General features: G+C 72.8%; 20 protein-coding genes. 9 read left to right on the top strand and 11 right to left on the bottom strand.

Going from position 1 to position 16444, the window contains the following annotated elements; genetic code table 11:
- Positions 1-327: 327 nt before the first annotated feature.
- Positions 328-1569 carry an FAD-dependent monooxygenase gene (locus OOK34_RS12605; RefSeq protein ID WP_267033941.1) on the bottom strand — a complete coding sequence of 414 codons (1242 nt, stop codon included), beginning with the start codon at positions 1567-1569 and terminating at the stop codon, positions 328-330.
- Positions 1570-1726: 157 nt separating this feature from the next.
- Between OOK34_RS12605 and OOK34_RS12600 the strand changes: the two genes are divergently transcribed.
- Positions 1727-2044: a helix-turn-helix domain-containing protein gene (locus OOK34_RS12600; RefSeq protein WP_267033940.1), complete on the top strand. Its 318-nt coding sequence runs from the start codon at positions 1727-1729 to the stop codon at positions 2042-2044.
- On the top strand, positions 2041-2613 hold the full coding sequence (locus tag OOK34_RS12595; protein WP_267033939.1) for a hypothetical protein: 573 nt from the start codon (positions 2041-2043) through the stop codon (positions 2611-2613). Before OOK34_RS12600 ends, OOK34_RS12595 begins: the two co-directional genes overlap by 4 nt.
- A 16-nt stretch (positions 2614-2629) precedes the next feature.
- On the opposite strand, the gene OOK34_RS12590 is transcribed toward OOK34_RS12595, so the two are convergent.
- Together OOK34_RS12590 and OOK34_RS12585 are read right to left on the bottom strand one after the other, a co-directional pair.
- On the bottom strand, positions 2630-3316 hold the full coding sequence (locus OOK34_RS12590) for a response regulator transcription factor (RefSeq protein WP_267033938.1): 687 nt from the start codon (positions 3314-3316) through the stop codon (positions 2630-2632).
- Complete coding sequence (locus tag OOK34_RS12585; RefSeq protein WP_267033937.1) at positions 3313-4440, bottom strand: sensor histidine kinase; 1128 nt, start codon at positions 4438-4440, stop codon at positions 3313-3315. Before OOK34_RS12585 ends, OOK34_RS12590 begins: the two co-directional genes overlap by 4 nt.
- Positions 4441-4635: 195 nt before the next feature.
- Between OOK34_RS12585 and OOK34_RS12580 the strand changes: the two genes are divergently transcribed.
- Positions 4636-4992, top strand: coding sequence for a DUF6223 family protein (locus tag OOK34_RS12580; RefSeq protein ID WP_267033936.1), 357 nt, complete (start codon positions 4636-4638; stop codon positions 4990-4992).
- Positions 4993-5003: 11 nt separating this feature from the next.
- Here the strand turns inward: OOK34_RS12580 and OOK34_RS12575 are convergent, their stop codons facing one another.
- A complete protein-coding gene (locus OOK34_RS12575) occupies positions 5004-5582 on the bottom strand; it encodes a hypothetical protein (RefSeq protein ID WP_267033935.1) in 579 nt (192 codons plus the stop codon).
- A 239-nt stretch (positions 5583-5821) separates the two neighbouring features.
- Here OOK34_RS12575 and OOK34_RS12570 point away from each other — a divergent pair, with 239 nt between their 5' ends.
- Both OOK34_RS12570 and OOK34_RS12565 read left to right on the top strand, forming a co-directional pair.
- Entirely contained in the window at positions 5822-6133 is a 312-nt protein-coding gene (locus tag OOK34_RS12570) for a hypothetical protein (protein ID WP_267033934.1), read from the top strand.
- Positions 6134-6238: 105 nt separating this feature from the next.
- Positions 6239-7459: a serine hydrolase gene (locus tag OOK34_RS12565; protein WP_267033933.1), complete on the top strand. Its 1221-nt coding sequence runs from the start codon at positions 6239-6241 to the stop codon at positions 7457-7459.
- Here the strand turns inward: OOK34_RS12565 and OOK34_RS12560 are convergent.
- The 3 genes from OOK34_RS12560 to OOK34_RS12550 all read right to left on the bottom strand — a co-directional run bounded on the left by OOK34_RS12560 (position 7456) and on the right by OOK34_RS12550 (position 10106).
- Positions 7456-8781, bottom strand: coding sequence for a salicylate synthase (locus OOK34_RS12560; protein ID WP_267033932.1), 1326 nt, complete (start codon positions 8779-8781; stop codon positions 7456-7458). The two genes, OOK34_RS12565 and OOK34_RS12560, sit on opposite strands and share 4 nt — an antisense overlap.
- Positions 8778-9593, bottom strand: a complete 816-nt coding sequence (locus OOK34_RS12555) for a trans-aconitate 2-methyltransferase (RefSeq protein ID WP_267033931.1) — start codon at positions 9591-9593, stop codon at positions 8778-8780. Before OOK34_RS12555 ends, OOK34_RS12560 begins: the two co-directional genes overlap by 4 nt.
- Before the next feature lie 120 nt (positions 9594-9713).
- On the bottom strand, positions 9714-10106 hold the full coding sequence (locus tag OOK34_RS12550) for a nuclear transport factor 2 family protein (protein ID WP_267033930.1): 393 nt from the start codon (positions 10104-10106) through the stop codon (positions 9714-9716).
- A gap of 133 nt (positions 10107-10239) precedes the next feature.
- Between OOK34_RS12550 and OOK34_RS12545 the strand changes: the two genes are divergently transcribed.
- Complete coding sequence (locus OOK34_RS12545; RefSeq protein WP_267033929.1) at positions 10240-10935, top strand: hypothetical protein; 696 nt, start codon at positions 10240-10242, stop codon at positions 10933-10935.
- Here OOK34_RS12545 and OOK34_RS12540 read toward each other — a convergent pair.
- Complete coding sequence (locus OOK34_RS12540) at positions 10880-11074, bottom strand: DUF397 domain-containing protein (protein WP_267033928.1); 195 nt, start codon at positions 11072-11074, stop codon at positions 10880-10882. The two genes, OOK34_RS12545 and OOK34_RS12540, sit on opposite strands and share 56 nt — an antisense overlap.
- A gap of 4 nt (positions 11075-11078) precedes the next feature.
- A complete protein-coding gene (locus OOK34_RS12535; protein WP_267033927.1) occupies positions 11079-11960 on the bottom strand; it encodes a helix-turn-helix transcriptional regulator in 882 nt (293 codons plus the stop codon).
- Positions 11961-12158: 198 nt separating this feature from the next.
- On the opposite strand from OOK34_RS12535, the gene OOK34_RS12530 reads away from it, so the two are divergent.
- The 3 genes from OOK34_RS12530 (at position 12159) to OOK34_RS12520 (ending at position 14286) form a co-directional block, all read left to right on the top strand.
- A complete protein-coding gene (locus OOK34_RS12530; RefSeq protein WP_267033926.1) occupies positions 12159-12575 on the top strand; it encodes an ATP-binding protein in 417 nt (138 codons plus the stop codon).
- 10 nt (positions 12576-12585) lie between these two features.
- Positions 12586-13788, top strand: a complete 1203-nt coding sequence (locus tag OOK34_RS12525) for a DUF1266 domain-containing protein (protein WP_267033925.1) — start codon at positions 12586-12588, stop codon at positions 13786-13788.
- A 75-nt stretch (positions 13789-13863) separates the two neighbouring features.
- The gene (locus OOK34_RS12520; RefSeq protein WP_267033924.1) at positions 13864-14286 is read left to right on the top strand and encodes a PPOX class F420-dependent oxidoreductase; all 423 of its coding nucleotides are present in this window, start codon (positions 13864-13866) and stop codon (positions 14284-14286) included.
- 5 nt (positions 14287-14291) lie between these two features.
- Here the strand turns inward: OOK34_RS12520 and OOK34_RS12515 are convergent, their stop codons facing one another.
- The gene (locus tag OOK34_RS12515) at positions 14292-15698 is read right to left on the bottom strand and encodes a DHA2 family efflux MFS transporter permease subunit (protein ID WP_267033923.1); all 1407 of its coding nucleotides are present in this window, start codon (positions 15696-15698) and stop codon (positions 14292-14294) included.
- A gap of 13 nt (positions 15699-15711) precedes the next feature.
- Complete coding sequence (locus OOK34_RS12510) at positions 15712-16362, bottom strand: NADPH-dependent FMN reductase (RefSeq protein ID WP_267033922.1); 651 nt, start codon at positions 16360-16362, stop codon at positions 15712-15714.
- Positions 16363-16444 lie beyond the last annotated feature (82 nt).

Genomic DNA, 16444 nt, shown 5'->3' with positions numbered 1-16444 from the left:
CCCCCAGCTGCAACCTCGGTCGTGAGCCCGGGGAGCTTCTCCCCGCCGCCGGAGCCCGTCAAGGGGGGCCGCGCGGTCGCGCGGGGGCACGGGGGGTCGTACGGCGCGGGGCCGCCGGGGCGGCTGCCCGGCAGGATTGCCCGGCCGCAACGGCCCGCGCCCCACCCCGCCCCACCCCGTCGCACCGGCTCCCCCAGCCCCGCCAGCCTTTGAGGCGCTGGGGTCTGGGGCGGAGCCCCAGGAAACGGTGAAAGGGCGGGGCGGGGAGCAGCTCCGCGCAGCGGCACCCCGCCCCCGCCCGGCCAGGGCAACGACCCCGAACCGGCCCTACGGGGTCATGGCCTGGCCGCCGATGCCCGGCGCCCCCGCGAGCTGCCCCTGCCACCAGGCCTCGGCCTCGGCGCGGCTCATCCGCGCCCAGGCCGGGGTCCGTTCCACCTGGGCCCGCCCGAGCCGGCGGGCCAGCGCGACCAGCTCCCGGCCGGCCGCGCCCCGGGCCGCCTGGTAGTCGCGCAGCAGCTCCTCCCAGGTGCCTGCCCTGCCCCAGGCGGCGGCGAAGGCGGTGGCGTCCTGGAGGGCCTTCGCGGCGCCGCTGGTGTTGTGCGGGCGCACCACGGTGGCCGCGTCCCCGGCGAGCAGGAGCCGCCCGGCGGTGGTGCTGGCGGTCTCCAGGTCGTAGATGGGCTGTACGAAGGTGTCCGCCGGGTCGGTCAGCGCGAGCGCCCGGCCCCAGTGGGGCGGGAACTCCCGCTCGAGCAACGCCCGCAGGTGGTCCAGGAGTTCCGGGGTCAGCGCGCCGGGCGGGAAGCTCGTCGGGTCGTCGAAGCGCAGCTGCCCGCCCTGCGGCGGCGGCGCGTACAGCACCCAGTTGACGCGGGGCCCGTCCGGCCCGGGGATCCGGTAGATCACACAACTGCCTCCGGGGAAGCACACGGTGGTCACCGCTTCGGGATGCGACCCGGGCCCCTCCAGCCTCGCGGCGTCGAAGTTCCCGCGCCAGCAGACGTACCCGGCGTAGTGCGGCCGCGCCCCGGGGCAGACCGCCTCGCGGACCACGGAGCGGTACCCGTCCGCGCCGACGGCCAGGTCGTACCGCTCGACCGATCCGTCCCCGAGCCGGACCTCGGCCCCGGCCCCGTCCCCGCCCCCGGCCCCGTCCCCGGCCCCGCCGTCAGCCCCGGTCACGCCCGTCACGGCCACGCCCTGCCGGTACACCACCGAGTCCGGTGTCGCCTCGCGCAGCCCGCGCCAGAGCAGGCCCCAGTGGTACGAGTGGAAGGGGAACGGCTGCTCCCAGATCACCCGCCCGCCGGGCCCGGCGGCGTCGTCCCTGACCACCCACCGCCGCCGCTCCAGCCGGTGCGCCGCGATCCCCCCGGGCAGCGCCCCGGCCCGGACCAGCTCGGCGGCGCGCTCGTCGTGGACGCACAGCCCGAGGCCCCGGTCGGCGAGCCGCCCGCGCGTGCGCTCCAGTACGACGACCCCGTCCGCCCCGGCCCGTGCCGCCGCCGAGGCGAACGCACACCCGGCGATGCTCCCGCCGACCACCGCGACCGTCCCACCACGCATAACCGACTCCCGCCACCGCCGAGTTGCCCTGGGCCGACCACCCTACTGAGTGGCCGTCACCTCTCTCAGGCCCTCTCGGGCCCTCTCAGGCCCTTTCGGCCAGGACCCCGTCCGAAAGGCCTTGCATACCCTCAACGGTATATATACCGTTGAGGGTATGGCCAGGAAAGACGACGAAGACGAGCTCAAGGAACGGGACCTCGCCTATCGCATCGCCCAAGCGGTCCACGACCGCCGGACGCAGCTCGGCTGGTCCCAACGCCGCCTGGCGGAGGCGGCCGACATGAGGCAGCCGCACATCTCCCGGCTGGAGGCCGCCAAGAGCCTGCCGAGCCTGGACGTACTGCGCAGGGTCTCGGAAGCGCTGGGCACCGACCTCGTGGTGTCCCTCGTACCCCGCGAGGCGGACCCCGCCCCCCACGCCCCGATGCCCACGGACACGAACACGAACACGACGAAGGAGACCTCGAGATGACGAACTGGCGCAGACGAACGTCCCACTTGAGGCACCGCCACTTCGGGTACCGCCTGGAACAGTTCGGCTTCCTCCTCCTGCTCTGCGCCCTCGCGGCCACCTGGAAGACCTCCTGGGGCCCGCTCGTCGCCCTGCCCGGCCAAATGCTCGTCGTGTTCTCCAATGCGATGCAGGTGCGGCACAGGCTCGGGCCGCCCTGCACGGAATGCGTCAAGGAAATGCCGCTCAACCCGGAGGAGACGGCTCAGGGACACCGCAGCTCCCGAACGGCGCTACGAGCAGCCCACAGCCTGCTCGTGATCACGGGTGTCGGCCTGCTCTCCGTCGGCCTCCAAGCGGTGAGCCTCTGGCTCCAGCTCGAGGTGCTCGGGACGGGCCGCACGTCATGGACGGCGTACATATTCCTCAGCCTGGGGATCGGTCTCACCCTGGCGACCAACTGGATGACTTACACGCACAACCGCCTGATGCCGTGGTGCCCGTACTGCCGCGACGACGACGATGACGACGACGAAGAGTCGCCGACCCCCAGCCCCGCCGACGGCCGGGACCACCCCGTACCGGCCTGAGTTCCGGGTGGACCCCCTACCGGGCGGACCCGTCCTTGCGCGGGGTCACCAGGCCGGATTCGTACGCGAGGACCACGAGTTGCGCCCGGTCCCGCGCATGGAGTTTGGCCATCGCCCGGTTGACGTGGGTCTTCGCGGTCAGCGGGCTGATGACCATGCGGTCGGCGATCTCGCCATTGGACAGGCCCCGCGCGACCAGGGCCACGGCCTCGCGCTCGCGGCCGGTCAGCTCCTCCAGCCCCGTTCCGGAGCCGGCGCCGGCCTCGGTGGGAAGGGGCTGGGTGACGTACCGGTTGATGAGCTTGCGGGTGATCGAGGGGGCGAGCAGGGCGTCGCCGCGCGCCGCTACGCGTACGGCGTGCAGGAAGTCTTCCGGTACGACGTCCTTGACGAGGAACCCGGCGGCCCCGGCGCGCAAGGCGTTGAAGACGTGCTCGTCCAGGCCGTAGTTGGTCAGGATGACGACGTGCACCGCGGCCAGGTCCGGGTCCGCGGCGATGCGCCGGGTCGTCTCGATACCGTCCATGACCGGCATCTGGATGTCGACGAGCGCGATGTCGGGCAGGTGGACCCGGGCGAGCTCCAGGCCCTGCTTCCCGTTGGCGGCCTCGGCCACCACCTCGATGTCCTCCTCGAGGTCGAGGAGCGCGCGGAATCCGCTGCGGATGAGCGGCTGGTCGTCGACCAGCAGGACACGGATCACGAGGCCCGCTCCAGGGGGAGTTCGGCCTGGACGGTGAAACCGCCCCCGCTGCGCGGTTCCGCCCGCAGCCGCCCGCCGAGGGCGGTGACGCGTTCACGCATCCCGAGCAGCCCGACGCCGGGCTCCGGCGCGTCGCCGGGCGTGGCCTTGCCGTCGTCGTCGATGCGTAGCGCGAGGGCGTCCGGACGGCAGTCGATGCGGACCGAAGCCGTGCCGGCGTCCGCGTGCCGGGCGATGTTGGTGAGCGACTCCTGAACGATCCGGTAGACGGTCCGGCCCACCGCCGCCGGTACGCCGTCCCGCTGTCCCTCGATCGTCAGCGTCGCCTCCAGACCGGACTTGCCGGCCCGTTCCACCAGTTCCGGTACGTGGTCGAGTCCGCGCGGCGGTGACTTGTCGTCGTCGCGCAGCGCCTCCAGGGTGGCGCGGAGCTCCCGGGACGCCTCCCGGCCGGCCTCCCGGATCGCCAGCAGGGCCTCCGGCACCGGTTCGCCCCGCTTGCGGGCCACGTGGACGGCCACTTCGGACTGCACCTTGATGACCGAGATCTGGTGCGTGAGCGAATCGTGCAGCTCCCGCGCGATGTGCAGCCGCTCCTCGTCGGCGCGGCGCCGCGCGGTCTCCTCCCGGGTGCGCTCGGCCTCGTCCGCGCGCCGCTCGGCCTGCCGCAGCGCCTCACCGGCGGCGCCGGCGGCGATCAGCCAGGCGATCTCGAGGGCGCCGCGGGCCTGCGCGAACGCCTCCCCCGTGTCGTGCAGGCCCGAGGCCAGCGCCGCGAGGGGCAGGGAGGCCAGTACGGCCACGCTCACCGCCACGGTGATGAGGCGGTGTCCCGCCCGCATGGCCGCGTACACCGCGAAGAGGAACGCGACGGCGGCCACGTCGAAACCGGCCGCCTGGTACCCCACCGCACACGACCCGGTGACGGCCAGGACGGGCACCGGATGCCGGCGGCCGACGGCCAGCGCCAGGCCTCCGGCCGCCAGCAACGCGTAGCCGAGCAGGTCGAGGCCGCTGGCGGAGTGCTGCCCGGACACCCCGGTGACCAGCAGCGCCGCCGCCACTCCGACGGCTGTCGCCCAGTCCCTGACTCCGGCCGGAACACCGGACCGCCCTCTGCTCATGCGCGCACCCTAGCCGGACGCCCCTGCGGGCGGATCCCGCTCGCGGACGAGCGGCCGGCTACCGCGCACGCAGTACCCGCGCGGCGCCTGCCGCGTCCGCGGTAGCGCGAAGTGCCTGCGTCTGCGGGACGACCGGCGGCGGTCCGCCGGACATGCTCGGAGGACATCCAGCCGCAGCAGGACAAGGAGCACCTCATGTCCGTTCTTCACCTGGCCGCCGCCGGCGTCTACGACTTCAGCCCCGGGCGACTCGGGGCCGCCGCCAGTGGGCTTGTGGCACTGGCCGGCGTGGTCATCGCCGGGCTGGCCCTGGCCCGCCCGGCCGGCCGCCTGGGCACGGCCAACGGCCCGCTCGGCGCCCTGACGGCCCTGGCGGCCGGCCTGACCGGCCTGATCCTCGGCGGGCTGGTCGCCGGCACCGCCGACGGTGGTCTCGGCACCGGCAACGGGCTGGGCGGCGCCTACGTAGCCCTGCTGCTCGGGCTGACCGCCACCGCCCTGGGCGGCCGCGCCCTGACCCGCTCCCGCCGCGCCGGAGGCCGTCTCGGCTAGGGCCGAGGCGGCTACCGCATTCCGCGGTTCCGGCGTACGTAGTACGCCCGGGTCACCACCGCCAGCAACGGCCCCCACGCGAGGATGGGGACGTAGCAGGCCCACAGCGCCCAGGCGCCGGGGCCGCTCGTCGGGAACGCCTCGCCGTTGTCGTTCAGCGGCGGGACGAAGTGGAAGATGTAGTTCAGGGTCGCGTACGCGCCCAGTGCCGTGGCCAGGAACGCGCCGATCGAGGCCGGGACCACGGCCGCGCGGACCGGCACCACGCGGCCCCCGGCGAACGGCACCCAGGCGGGCAGCCGTTCACCCCACGGCCGGACCAGCCCCAGGGTGAGCAGCGCGAGGCACTCGGCGACCAGTGAAAGCGACAGGACGTACGGTCGCTCCCCCGGCAGCCACTCGTGGCCGGCGTACCAGTCGGGCCAGCCCACGACGAGCGCGATGCGCCACAGTCCCGACGGCAGGGCGCACAGGGGGACGGCGTACGCCGCCCATGTGATGCCGCGGGGCACGTCCGGGTCACGTCGGGCGGAGTTCCCCTCGCCCTTCCGGACTCCGGTCCCGGCCGACGCGGCTGTGGTGGCGATCATCGTGGTCTTCCATTCACCTGTGTGCGACCCCCGGCGGGGCCCGGGAGTTCCTGCACACCATCCTCGGGTCGCGCCCGCTCGCAGCGCTTCCGTCTGCGGTCGCGACCCCCTCCCCCGGATGGGGGAGGGGGTCGCGACCGTGGGCCGCGAGCACCCCCGATACCGCGCGGGGCGGAAATCGGCACGCGGGCAGCCTCCAGGCCTCACGCGTAGCGTGGGAGGGGAAGGAGATGAGGGGCATGACCGGACAGGTGTTGAGCGAGGTCAGCGCCGTCGTCGCACCCGGGCGGGAAGCCGACCTCGTCGCCGGGTACCGGGAGCTCGTGGCCCACCCCCTGCCCGACGGGCTGGTGCGGACCGAGTTGCTGAGCGGACAGGACGGACACTGGCGCATCCAGACGCTGTGGCGGGACCGCGCCGCCCTGGACGCCGTACGCGGGGCACCGGGCGGCGCGCCGGCGCCCCGGCTCTTCCGTGAGGTCGGCGCCGAGCCCGCACTGGCGGTGTTCGAGGTCGAGGTCCGCCTCGTCGCCCAGGTCGGCCCGGACTGACCCGGGCCCCGGGCTCGCCGCGCAGGCCGGGTGCGGCGGGCCTAGGCTGGGGATGTTGTCGCCTTGTCCTGGGCTCGGGGTCCTCTGACGACAGGAGGCCTCGCCGTGAAGCCGTTCCCGCTTCGGCTGCGCCGGGCCTGTACGGCCGTTGCCGCCGCCGGTGTGCTCATCGCCCCGGTCGCCGCCGGATCCGCCTCCGCGGCAACGCCGGGGGCCGTCACCGCCGCCCCCTCACCGGGCACCGACCCCGACTTCCCCCAGCTCACCCCCGCCGTCGCCGCGAAGCTCGACGCCGCCGTACGCGACACCCTGCGCGAGGCGAAGGTGCCGGGCGTCACCGTGGGCCTGTGGGCCCCGGGCAAGGGAAGCTACGTGAGGACCTTCGGCGTGGCCGACAAGGCGACCGGCGCACCGATGCGGACCGACTTCTACACCCGCATCGGCAGCCTGACCAAGACCTTCACGGTCACCGCCCTGCTCCAGCTCGTCGACCAGCGCAAGGCCGGCCTGGACGACCCCATCGGCACGTACGTCTCCGGCGTCCCCAACGGCGACCGCATCACCCTGCGCGAGCTGGCCGGCATGCGCAGCGGGCTCTTCAACTACAGCGAAGACCCGGACTTCGACAAGGCGCTCACCACCGAGGGCACCCGCCCCTTCACCCCGCAGCAGCTGCTCGACTACTCCTTCAAGCACCCGGTGAACTTCGCCCCGAACGCGAAGTGGGAGTACTCCAACACCAACCTGATCCTGCTGGGCCTGGTGATCGAGAAGGTCACCGGCCGGCCGCTCCAGGAGGTCCTCGACCAGCAGGTGGTGAAGCCGGCCGGGCTGCACCACACGCTCTTCGCCACCGACGCGGCGTTCCCCTCCCCGCACGCGCAGGGCTACACCGACCAGTCGGCCTCCGGGAAGATCGTGGACTCGGCCGACTGGAACCCCTCCTGGGCCTGGGCCGCAGGGGCGATGATCTCCGACCTCGAGGACCTGCGCAGCTGGGCGAAAACCCTCGCCACGGGCACGCTGCTGACCCCCGCGACGCAGGCCGAGCGCCTGAAGACCACCTCCATCGGCATCCCGGGCGCCGGCTACGGCCTGGGCATCTTCAACGTCCAGGGCTGGATCGGCCACAACGGCTCACTGCCCGGCTACGAGAGCCTCGGCGTCTACCTCCCGGAGGAGCAGGCGACCCTGGTCGTCATCCTCAACACCGATGTCCTGGACGACGGCCAGGAACCCAGCACCCTCTTCGGCGAGGCGATCACGAGCATCGTCACCCCCGACCACGTGTACCCGGGCCACAAGCCGACGGCGCCCCGGCACTAGTCGGTGGTGAAACCACCTGGAGCGGCGGCGCTCTCCGCGTTCGCGGCGGTGTGGTCGGCGGGGACGAGATGGTGGGCGACGCTTCGCAGTTTCTCGCAGGTCTCCTCGTGTTCGCGGTCGGGCCGTGACTGCCGTACGACGCCGGCCCCGGCTTGGAGCCAGCACTGGCCGCCCATCCGGAAGACGCTGCGCAGTACGAGGGCGGCATCGAGTGTGCCGTCGGCATCGCAGGTCAGGACCGCGCCGGCGTATAAGCCGCGGGGGTTACCTTCGAGGGCCCGGATGAGGGGATACGCCTGCGCTTTGGGGATGCCGGTGGCGGTGACCGCGGGAAAGAGGGCCGCGAACGCGTCCCAGGGGCCGTGGCCGGGGCGGAGGCGGCCGGTGACGGTGGAGGCCAGGTGCTGGACGGTGCCCCGGTCGAGGACGGTCATGTACTCGCTGACACCGGTGTCGTCGCAGACCTCGCCGAGGTCCTCCATCGCGAGTTTGACGGAGATGGCGTGTTCGTGGATCTCCTTGGGGTCGCCGAGGAGGTCGGAGCGCAGCCGGGCATCGTCCACGGCCGTTCCCGTCCGGGCTCGGGTGCCGGCCAGGGGCCGGGTGGTGACGTGGCCGTCGGCGGTGACCTCGGCCACCGTCTCCGGGCTGAACCCGGCCGCTTGGATGCCGCCGAGGTCGAGCAGGAACGAACGGGCCGGGGTGTTGGCCCGCCGCCCCGCGACGTAACTGGCGACGAGATCCACATCCTCGGGTATGGGAACCCGCCGGGAGAGGATCAGCTTCTCCAGCATGCCCTGCCCCCGCAGTTCCACCAGGGCCGCCGCCACCGCTGCCCGGTAGGTGCCGGTGTCCTCCAGGGGGAGCGCGATCCGCCCGGCCGGTACCGGCCGGGCCTCGGCGTTCCCTGTCCGCACGTGGTCGACGAGCAGATCCAGCCGTTCGGCGGTCAAGGACCGTACGAGGACGTGTGTCGCGTCGCAGCGCACCTCCTCCGCGGGCACGATCAGGTGCAGCAGGGCTTCCGTGCCGTCCGGGTCCGCTCCGGCGAGCACAGCCCCCAGCTCGAACTTCACCCAGCCGTACGCCCGCCAGCCCGCCGCCGGGACCTCGGCGAGCCGCGCCCCCACCTGGCTCAGGTCCCCGGCTTCGTGGCCGCTCAGCCGAACTGAAGCCAGGACGCCGCCGGCCAGGGACCAGCCGGCCCCGTTCTCGTACACCACGTACTGGTCGAACAGGCGGGAGCGGACCAGCCGGGCCATCAGCAGCAGCGGATCTTCCCGCAGGGGCAGGCGCACTTCCAGGTAGGTGTTGCGCGTCATCGCGGCACTTCCTTGTCGTTCTCGTACGTCCGGCGGCCCCGCGCGCTGATCAGCGGGTAGGAGTTGACGACGAAGTCCGGGCGCTTCAACAGCGTCTGGAACTCCTCCAGATCACCGGTGCTCACACCGGATGTGGCCAGTCGGTCGGCGACCTGATCGGTGTTGTGGTGGTGCAGGGCAATGCCCGCACTCCCGCCCGGCCAGGCCTGGGCGTACGTGGTCGCCGCAAGCTGCTGTAGCCCGGCCGCCGCCATCGCCCCCAGCACCCGCCGTCCCCACAGCGGATCGGCGCCGGCCTTCTCCAGCAGGCCCATCAGCGCCGAATGGACCCGGTCGAACAAGCTCGCCGACGCCTCGTCGGGCGCAGCCAGTACCGGCGTCCAGCCGCAGTCGAACTCCTCCAGCACCAGCCACCCGCCCGGCCGCAGGGCGGCCACGAGCCGCTTGAGCACCTCGATCCGCTGCGGCAGGTGCAGCAGCACCAGCCGGGCGTGGATGAGGTCGTAGTCCTTTCCCGGCAGCGGGTCACGGACGATGTCGTGCCGCAGCAGGCGCACGTGAGCCGGGCGCTGCGGGGAGGCGGCCCAGCGCGGTTCGAGCTCGGTGACCGTCACCTCGCCCTGCGGTCCCACGCACTCACCGAGCCAGTCGCCCACCGAGGCACTGCCGCCGCCGATCTCCAGGCATCTCCACCCCCTGGCGAGCCCGGTCAGCTCCAACTGACGCCGGGAAAAAGGGTCATAGCATGACTCCAGGGCGGTGAAACGGCCGCCGGCATGAACGTCGGCGCTGTCGAACAGGTAACGGGCCACAGGCTTCCTCTACGCGCGGGGAGGGGGCAGTGCCCTCACATGGTCACGAGTGAGCGGAAGCCGATGCAGGGCGCACACACGGCGCTCGAGAGCTGGCGGGGGTGCGGGGGTGCGGCAGTCCTACGACCAGAAGTCGTCGTACGCGGGCCAGTCGAACGGAAGCACCCATCCCTCGCTGATCGCGCTGTCCCTCATGCGGAGGACGAGGGCCAGGTTCAGGTCGAGCTCCTTGTTCTCACGGGACGCCGTGACATGGAGCAGAGCGACCATGTGGTCATCGTTCGCGAGGACATGGTGGAGCCGCGCGCGGTACGTGCCACCCGTCAGCTGGAACTCCCGGCCGAGCAACGCGAAAGTGTCCTCGCGCCCCTGGTAGTCGCCCGTCAGCAGGTTCCTGCCGCCGATGTGCCAGACCACATCGGGCTGGAACTCCCGCGCCAGTGCCTCCATGTCGCCGGCCGAGAAGGCGGCCAGGACACGGTGGAACACGGCGATGTGCGGATGATCGGCCATCAGCGACTCCTGCTCTCCAGAGGTCCAGTCCAGCAGTCGGTACGACCCTCCGCACGGCGGCGGGAGCCGACCGGGCTACGGCCTGATCCGACGGGGGCGCAGAATGGCGTCCTGCGAATGGGGGGAGTACCGGATGCCGCGTCTTCTGCGTGCCGTAGCGGTGGCCGTCGCACTGACGGCCTGCGTGGCCGGCACCACGTCCTGTGAGTCCGAGGGGCAGCCGCGTGTGCCCCGTACGGAGCCACTGACCGAGGCGGACCTGAGGTCCGTACTGCTGCCGGACTACGTCGTCGAGACCCGCGTACCGTCCCCCGACACGGGCCCGGTCAGCGAACTCGGCCCGGGAAGCCCAGAGGCGTGCGGGGCTCTGGTCGACTTCCAGCCGGGCCGGGTACGGCAATGGCCGATGGCGAGGGTCACGGCCCAGGAGTTGCCGCTCCACGACAACAACCCCGACTTCGCGATGGCGCTGTCCAGTTACACCGTCCAGGAGGCATCGGCGGTGATGGACTCGCTCAAGAAGGCCGTGCCGCTGTGCGGCACGTTCCTCCTGCACACCCCGGCCGCCGGCGTCCAGGACAGGCCCGTCCGCGTCGGGGAGCGGCCGGCGCCGTCGGACGGAGACGACGCAGTCGCGTTCGACTGGGTGCCGGACATCTCGATGACCGGGTCCGTACCCATCACTGTCGTACGCACCGGCGGCGTGATCGCCACCTATCACGGCCCGGTCCGGGCGGCCATCCCGCGGAAGCAGCACGAGACCCTGCGGGCCTTCATCGCCGGAACGCGGCCCTGTCCCCCGCGAAGGCCGCCCAGGCGGTGTCGGTGACCCGGATGACCGGCCCGTCGGAGCGCAGCTTGCTGTCCCGGATGGCGACCGTGCCGGCCACGTTCGTGGCCACCTCGACGCACTCGCTGTTGGCTTGGTCGCCGCTGTAGCTGGACTTCACGAACTCGAACTGGTTCACGGTCTTACATACCTTTGCTGATGGCGTCGATCAGGTTCACCGAGTCGTGCGGTGCAAGGCTCCTCTGGGAAACCTGGGCGAACGCGCGCGTGTAGGCAGCGTTGGCTTCCACCCCTTCTGCCCACAGGGTAGAGCCGATGGCCTCGGCGTAGCCGACCTCCAGCGCCCCGGGCTCCGAGAACGAGACGATGTTGAAGGCGCCGTTGGCACCGGGATACGGCCCGGCCCGAAACGGCAGAACCTGCACGTGAACGTGTGGTAGTTGGGCCATCTCCACAAGGTGGTTGAGCTGTGCGCGCATGACATCGGGGCCGCCGACCTGCTGGCGCAGCACCGCCTCCCACAGCACCGCGTGAAACTCCAGCGGCTGGTCGCCCCACAGGCGCCCCTGCCGCTTGGTCCGTGTGGTCACCAGCGCCTCGATCTCGTCGGGATGCGACCAATTGGAAGTGACACCCAGCGCGCGAATGTATTCAGGGGTCTGAAGCAGCCCGGGCACGAGGGCCGGCTGCCACGTGCGGATGCGCGTGGCGACCTCCTCCATCGCGATGTACTCGCCCAGCCCGCCCACGATGGGCATCTGCTGCCACCAGCCCTTGGCCTTGCGGCGGTCGCGGTCCAGCCGAGCCAGATCCAACAGCCCGTTCACCACGTCCGCGTCCGTGGCTCCGTAGAACTGGCACAGCACGCGGATGTCGGGGTCCCGCATGGGCACCCAGCCGCTCTCCATCTTGGTGACTTTGGTCGTTGTGGCGCTGAGCTCATGCGCCGCCTGTAGCTGGGTCTTGCCCGCCTTCGCGCGCAACTTCTGTAGTTCGCCGCCCAGTCGGCGCCCCAGCACCGTCGATGTCCGGTTTCCCTGGCCCTCGCGTGTTCCACGGTTCACCGGGTCAGTCTCTCGCCCACGCGGCCCGGCGTCGACGCCGTAACTCGTCCGGGGAATATCTTCCCCGAACCGCTTGCTCCCGCAGCCAACAGGCCCCTACCGTCGGTGACGAACCGCTCACCGCATCAGTCGGCGGAAGTGCACCGGGCTGCCCCCGTCACGGGCACCGGCATGCCACCGCCCACACCAGGAGGTGCCATGACCACCGAGCACACCCTCACCCGGTACGGCGTCCGCAACTACCCGCCCCGCCAGGACTCCGTCCCCGCCGCGCGCCGCTGGGCGGCCTGGCTCGCGGTGGCGTGGGGGGAGCCTCGGGTGGCGGCGGATGTGGCGCTCGTGACCAGCGAGCTCGTCACCAACGCCCTGCTCCACGGCGCCGTGCGGGACCGGTACCTGCGGGTCGAGGTGCAGCTCGACGGAGCAGTGCTCCGCATCGCGGTCACCGATCCGCGAGGAGAGCGGTGGCCCGAGATGCGGGCGGACGTCACCGAGGAGGAGTCGTACGGGCGGGGGCTGCACATCGTGAGCGCCGTCGCCCGGCGGTGGGGGGCCTCACAGCGGGTGGTCGGCAAGACCGTGTGGGCCGAGTGCGCCCTCCCGGGGCCCGTATAGGGTCCCCCGTATGGATGGGTGGACGGCGCCGAGTGCGGTCGAGAAGGAGCTGTACGAGGCGAAGGGGCGCGGCGACTGGCCGGCGTACCTCGACGCCCTCGCCCGGGCGGAGCTGTTCCTGCCCCAGCCCCGCGCCCAGGTCGACGCCGATCCGCAGGCGGCCCGTTTCCACCCCGGCGCCACCGGCCTCGCCGTCTACACCCGGGGCATGCTGCCCGCCCCCGACCCCCACACCGTGTTCCTGCGCCAGAGCCTCGCCTGGTTCGCCAACGCCTGGGACGACCGGGACCCCGCCCACCTCGCGGTGAACCCCGGCAGCCCCGCCGAGGCGTACCTGACCACCACCCCCGCCGACCGGGCCCGCTGGCGCGCGCACTGGGACGCCGCCCCCTCCTGGGGCCTGACCCCCGGCGCCCTGCACGCCCTGTACGCCGGCGGCCCGCTGCACGGGCCCGTCGCGCACGGGCTGGCTGTCGGGGCCCACCTCGCCGTCTCCAACGGGGAGTTCTGGAACGCCCTCGCCTACCACGGCAACGGCTACACCCGGGAGCGCGACCGGCTGCGCAAGTCCTGGGGCGTCACCGACAGCGCGGGCTGGTTCGACGTGCTCCAGCGCATGCTGAACGCCGAGATCGTCAGCCCCGTCTGGGAGTACGCGCTCCGCGTGCGCCGGATCCTCGCCGCCGAGTTCCCCGGGCCGGTGGAGGTGGAGCACTGGCGGGCCGCCACCGAGGCGAGCCTGCGCCGCGGCGCCGAGCGGGCCGCCGAGCCGCAGCTCACCCCGGACGGGGTGACCGTCGCCGGCCCCCGCCCCACCGCCGAGGTCGAGGGGGAGATCGCCGGGGTGCGCCGGCTCATCGGCCGGATCGCCCGCTACGAGCAGCGCTTCCGGGCCGACGGGCTGCTCCCCGCCGACGGCTGGGTGCGCTCCGTACGGGGCTGGGACCACGGCCGCGCCTCCCAGATGGCCCGCTGGGGCCTGGCCACCCGCTACGGCGGCCTGGAGGACGCCGAGCGCGCCGTGCTCCGCGCGAGCGCGGCGGCCCGTGGGGCGTACGGCTCGTGGGAGGAGTTCTCGGCGGGGTACGCGCTGGGGCGGTGCCTGCACTTCGACGAGGAGGAGTTCGGGCAGTGGTACGGCTCCTCGCTCGCCACCCACCTGACGCTGACCGCCGACCCGGCCAGTCCCTGGCTCAACATCCCGTGGGAGTGAGCGACTTCGGGTAGTCCGCACCGGCCGGAGGAAATCGGCCGCGTGATCGAGACGGCCCCGATTAGCCTCGCCTTTATGACGATTGCGCTGAACGAGGCCGTACGACAGCTCCTCGACTCCCCCCACCCGGCGGTCCTCTCCACCCTCAACCCCGACGGCAGCCCGCAGAGTTCGGTGGTGTGGGTGAGCCGGGACGGCGACGACCTGCTGGTTTCCACGGAGCGGGGCCGCCGCAAGGAGCGGAACATCGACCGGGACGGGCGGGTCGGGCTGACCGTCTTCGACCTCGCCAACCCCTACCTCTACGCGGAGATCCGCGGCACCGCCACCCTCACCGAGGACACCGGCCGGGTGGTCGCCGCCCGCATCGCCGAGGAGTACCTGGGCCCGGGCGGCGGCAAGGAGTACCAGGACACCTCCGACGGCGCGGTACGCGTGGTCGTGCGCATCACCCCGTCCAAGGTGCTCGGCAACGCCGCCAAGGCGGAGCAGAACTAGACGGTCTAGCGCCTGCCCGGGAGCCGGAGCGCTGGGAGGAGGGCCAGCGCGAGGAGTACCGCCGCGACGGCGTACGCGGCGCGGAAGCCGGCCGGGGTCACTCCCGTCGAGCCGAGTACGACGGACGTCAGGGCCGTCCCGACCGAGGCGCACAGCTGGGAGTTGATGCTCAGGGCGGTGCTCGCGGCGGCCATGCGCTCCCCGGGCAGGTCACGGCTGGCGGTGGTCATCGTCGGCATGAGCACGATTCCGGCGCCCACGCCCATCAGCATCGCCGCGCCGACGACCTGCCAGACCGGTGCCCCTTCGGTGCCGGTCAGCAGGCTCGTCAGCAGCATGCCGAGGGCCGCGACCGCGGTACCGGCCGTGATCATCCGGCGCGGGGAGACCTTGTCGACGCGCCGCGAGGCGATCTGCATCGTCACGCCGACGGCGAGGCCGATGGGGGCGACGAGCAGGCCGGCGGCGCTGGCGCTCAGGCCCCGCGTCTGTAGCCAGTACATCGGGCCGAGGAGCATCGAGCCGAAGTATCCGCAGGTGAACAGGGCGAGCGTGGCGATCCCGGCGGCGAAGGTGCGGTCGCGCAGCAGCCGCAGGTCGAGCAGCGGCTCGGGGATCCTGAGCGCGCGCCGTACGAAGACGGCGACGAGGGCGGCGCCCGCCAGCGTGGGCAGCAGCGTGGCCGGCTCGGTGAAGTGGCCGCCCTCGCCTCCCCGGGACAGGCCGTAGAGCAGCAGGGCGAGGCCGGGCGAGAGCGTCAGCAGCCCGGGGACGTCCAGCCGGGGCGCGGCCGCCGGGTCGGCGGGGGCGTCGGAGCGCAGCAGCTTCGCGGCGAGGGCCAGCGCGGCGGCTCCCACGGGCAGGTTGACCAGGAAGATCCACTGCCAGGAGGCGGTGTCGATCAGCCAGCCGCCGAGCATCGGGCCGGCGACCGGTCCGACGAGGACGGGCAGGCCCAGGAAGGCCATCGCCCGCCCGAGGCGGCTCCGGTCGGCGGCCCGCATGACCATGGTCATGCCGACGGGCATCAGGAGCCCGCCGCCGAGGCCCTGGACGGCGCGGAAGGCGATCAGGCTGCCTGCGTTCCACGCGCAGGCGGCGAGTAAGGAGCCGAGGGTGAAGAGGATCAGCGCGGTGAGGTAGGTGCGCTTCGCGCCGATCCGGCCCATGGCCCACGCCGCCGTCGGGATGACGGCGGCGAGGGCGAGGGTGTAGGCGGTGGTGGTCCACTGGATCGTCTCCAGCGGGGCGTCGAAGGCCTCGGAGAGCCTGCCGAGCGCCACGTTGACGATCGTCATGTCCAGCACGGCCATGACCGATCCGGTGATCACGACGGCTACGGTCCGGTTGAGCTGCCCGGACGCGAGGCGGGAGGCCTCCTGCGGCGTCGCGGAGGCGGGTGCCGATGTCATGTCGCCCGGGGTCTCAGACCTCGTAGGGGCGGGTCGCGCGCGCCGTGCGCAGCGCCCGGCCCCACCAGTCCAGCTGGCCGAGCATGTTCTTGGCGGCGCTCTCGCTCACGGCCGTGTCGCGCGGTACGCCGTCCGGGCCGAGGCCGTTCCACGGGCCGTGCAGGCTCACGGAGTCGCGTACCGTCACGGCGTGCATCTCGGCGAAGACCAGGCGGAGCTGCTCGACGGCGCGCAGGCCGCCGCTCGCCCCTCCGTACGAGACGAAGCCGACGGCCTTGGCCTGCCACTCCGGGCGGTGCCAGTCGACGAGGTTCTTCACGGCGGCGGGGAAGCTGTGGTTGTACTCGGGGGTGACGACGACGAAGGCGTCGGCGGCGGCGAGGCGCGGGCTGACCTCCGCCAGCGCGGCGTCGGCCTCCGGGCCGGGGGCGCCGCCCCAGTCGGGCAGGGCCAGCGGCAGCGGGACCTCGGCGAGGTCTATGACGTCGAAGTCCAGGCCGGTGTGACCGGCCGCGGCGCCCAGGAACCAGTCGGTGACGGCGGGCCCCTGACGGCCCTCGCGGACGCTGCCGATGATGACGGCGACGCGCAGCGGAGCGGCTGCTGCGTTGACGTCGGCTTCGCTGACGGTGGCTTCGGTGACGGCTGCTTCGTTGACAGACATGGTGATCCCCCTCGTACCGCGGACGGGCCGCCCGGTGCGGCCGCCACTCCGGTAAGCTACAACGTACGTTGTCGAAAGTGCA

Source organism: Streptomyces sp. NBC_00091 (genome assembly GCF_026343185.1).
Taxonomy (GTDB): domain Bacteria; phylum Actinomycetota; class Actinomycetes; order Streptomycetales; family Streptomycetaceae; genus Streptomyces.
This window is presented reverse-complemented; position numbering and strand designations above follow the sequence as displayed.

Coding starts and splice junctions, on each gene's coding strand:
- OOK34_RS12510 (WP_267033922.1), bottom strand. CDS start 16,362: ATGTCTGTCAACGAAGCAGCCGTCACCGAAGCCACCGTCAGCGAAGCC.
- OOK34_RS12580 (WP_267033936.1), top strand. CDS start 4,636: ATGTCCGTTCTTCACCTGGCCGCCGCCGGCGTCTACGACTTCAGCCCC.
- OOK34_RS12575 (WP_267033935.1), bottom strand. CDS start 5,582: ATGATCGCCACCACAGCCGCGTCGGCCGGGACCGGAGTCCGGAAGGGC.
- OOK34_RS12585 (WP_267033937.1), bottom strand. CDS start 4,440: ATGAGCAGAGGGCGGTCCGGTGTTCCGGCCGGAGTCAGGGACTGGGCG.
- OOK34_RS12605 (WP_267033941.1), bottom strand. CDS start 1,569: ATGCGTGGTGGGACGGTCGCGGTGGTCGGCGGGAGCATCGCCGGGTGT.
- OOK34_RS12520 (WP_267033924.1), top strand. CDS start 13,864: ATGACGATTGCGCTGAACGAGGCCGTACGACAGCTCCTCGACTCCCCC.
- OOK34_RS12515 (WP_267033923.1), bottom strand. CDS start 15,698: ATGACATCGGCACCCGCCTCCGCGACGCCGCAGGAGGCCTCCCGCCTC.
- OOK34_RS12545 (WP_267033929.1), top strand. CDS start 10,240: ATGCCGCGTCTTCTGCGTGCCGTAGCGGTGGCCGTCGCACTGACGGCC.
- OOK34_RS12550 (WP_267033930.1), bottom strand. CDS start 10,106: ATGGCCGATCATCCGCACATCGCCGTGTTCCACCGTGTCCTGGCCGCC.
- OOK34_RS12600 (WP_267033940.1), top strand. CDS start 1,727: ATGGCCAGGAAAGACGACGAAGACGAGCTCAAGGAACGGGACCTCGCC.
- OOK34_RS12570 (WP_267033934.1), top strand. CDS start 5,822: ATGACCGGACAGGTGTTGAGCGAGGTCAGCGCCGTCGTCGCACCCGGG.
- OOK34_RS12560 (WP_267033932.1), bottom strand. CDS start 8,781: ATGACGCGCAACACCTACCTGGAAGTGCGCCTGCCCCTGCGGGAAGAT.
- OOK34_RS12530 (WP_267033926.1), top strand. CDS start 12,159: ATGACCACCGAGCACACCCTCACCCGGTACGGCGTCCGCAACTACCCG.
- OOK34_RS12525 (WP_267033925.1), top strand. CDS start 12,586: ATGGATGGGTGGACGGCGCCGAGTGCGGTCGAGAAGGAGCTGTACGAG.
- OOK34_RS12595 (WP_267033939.1), top strand. CDS start 2,041: ATGACGAACTGGCGCAGACGAACGTCCCACTTGAGGCACCGCCACTTC.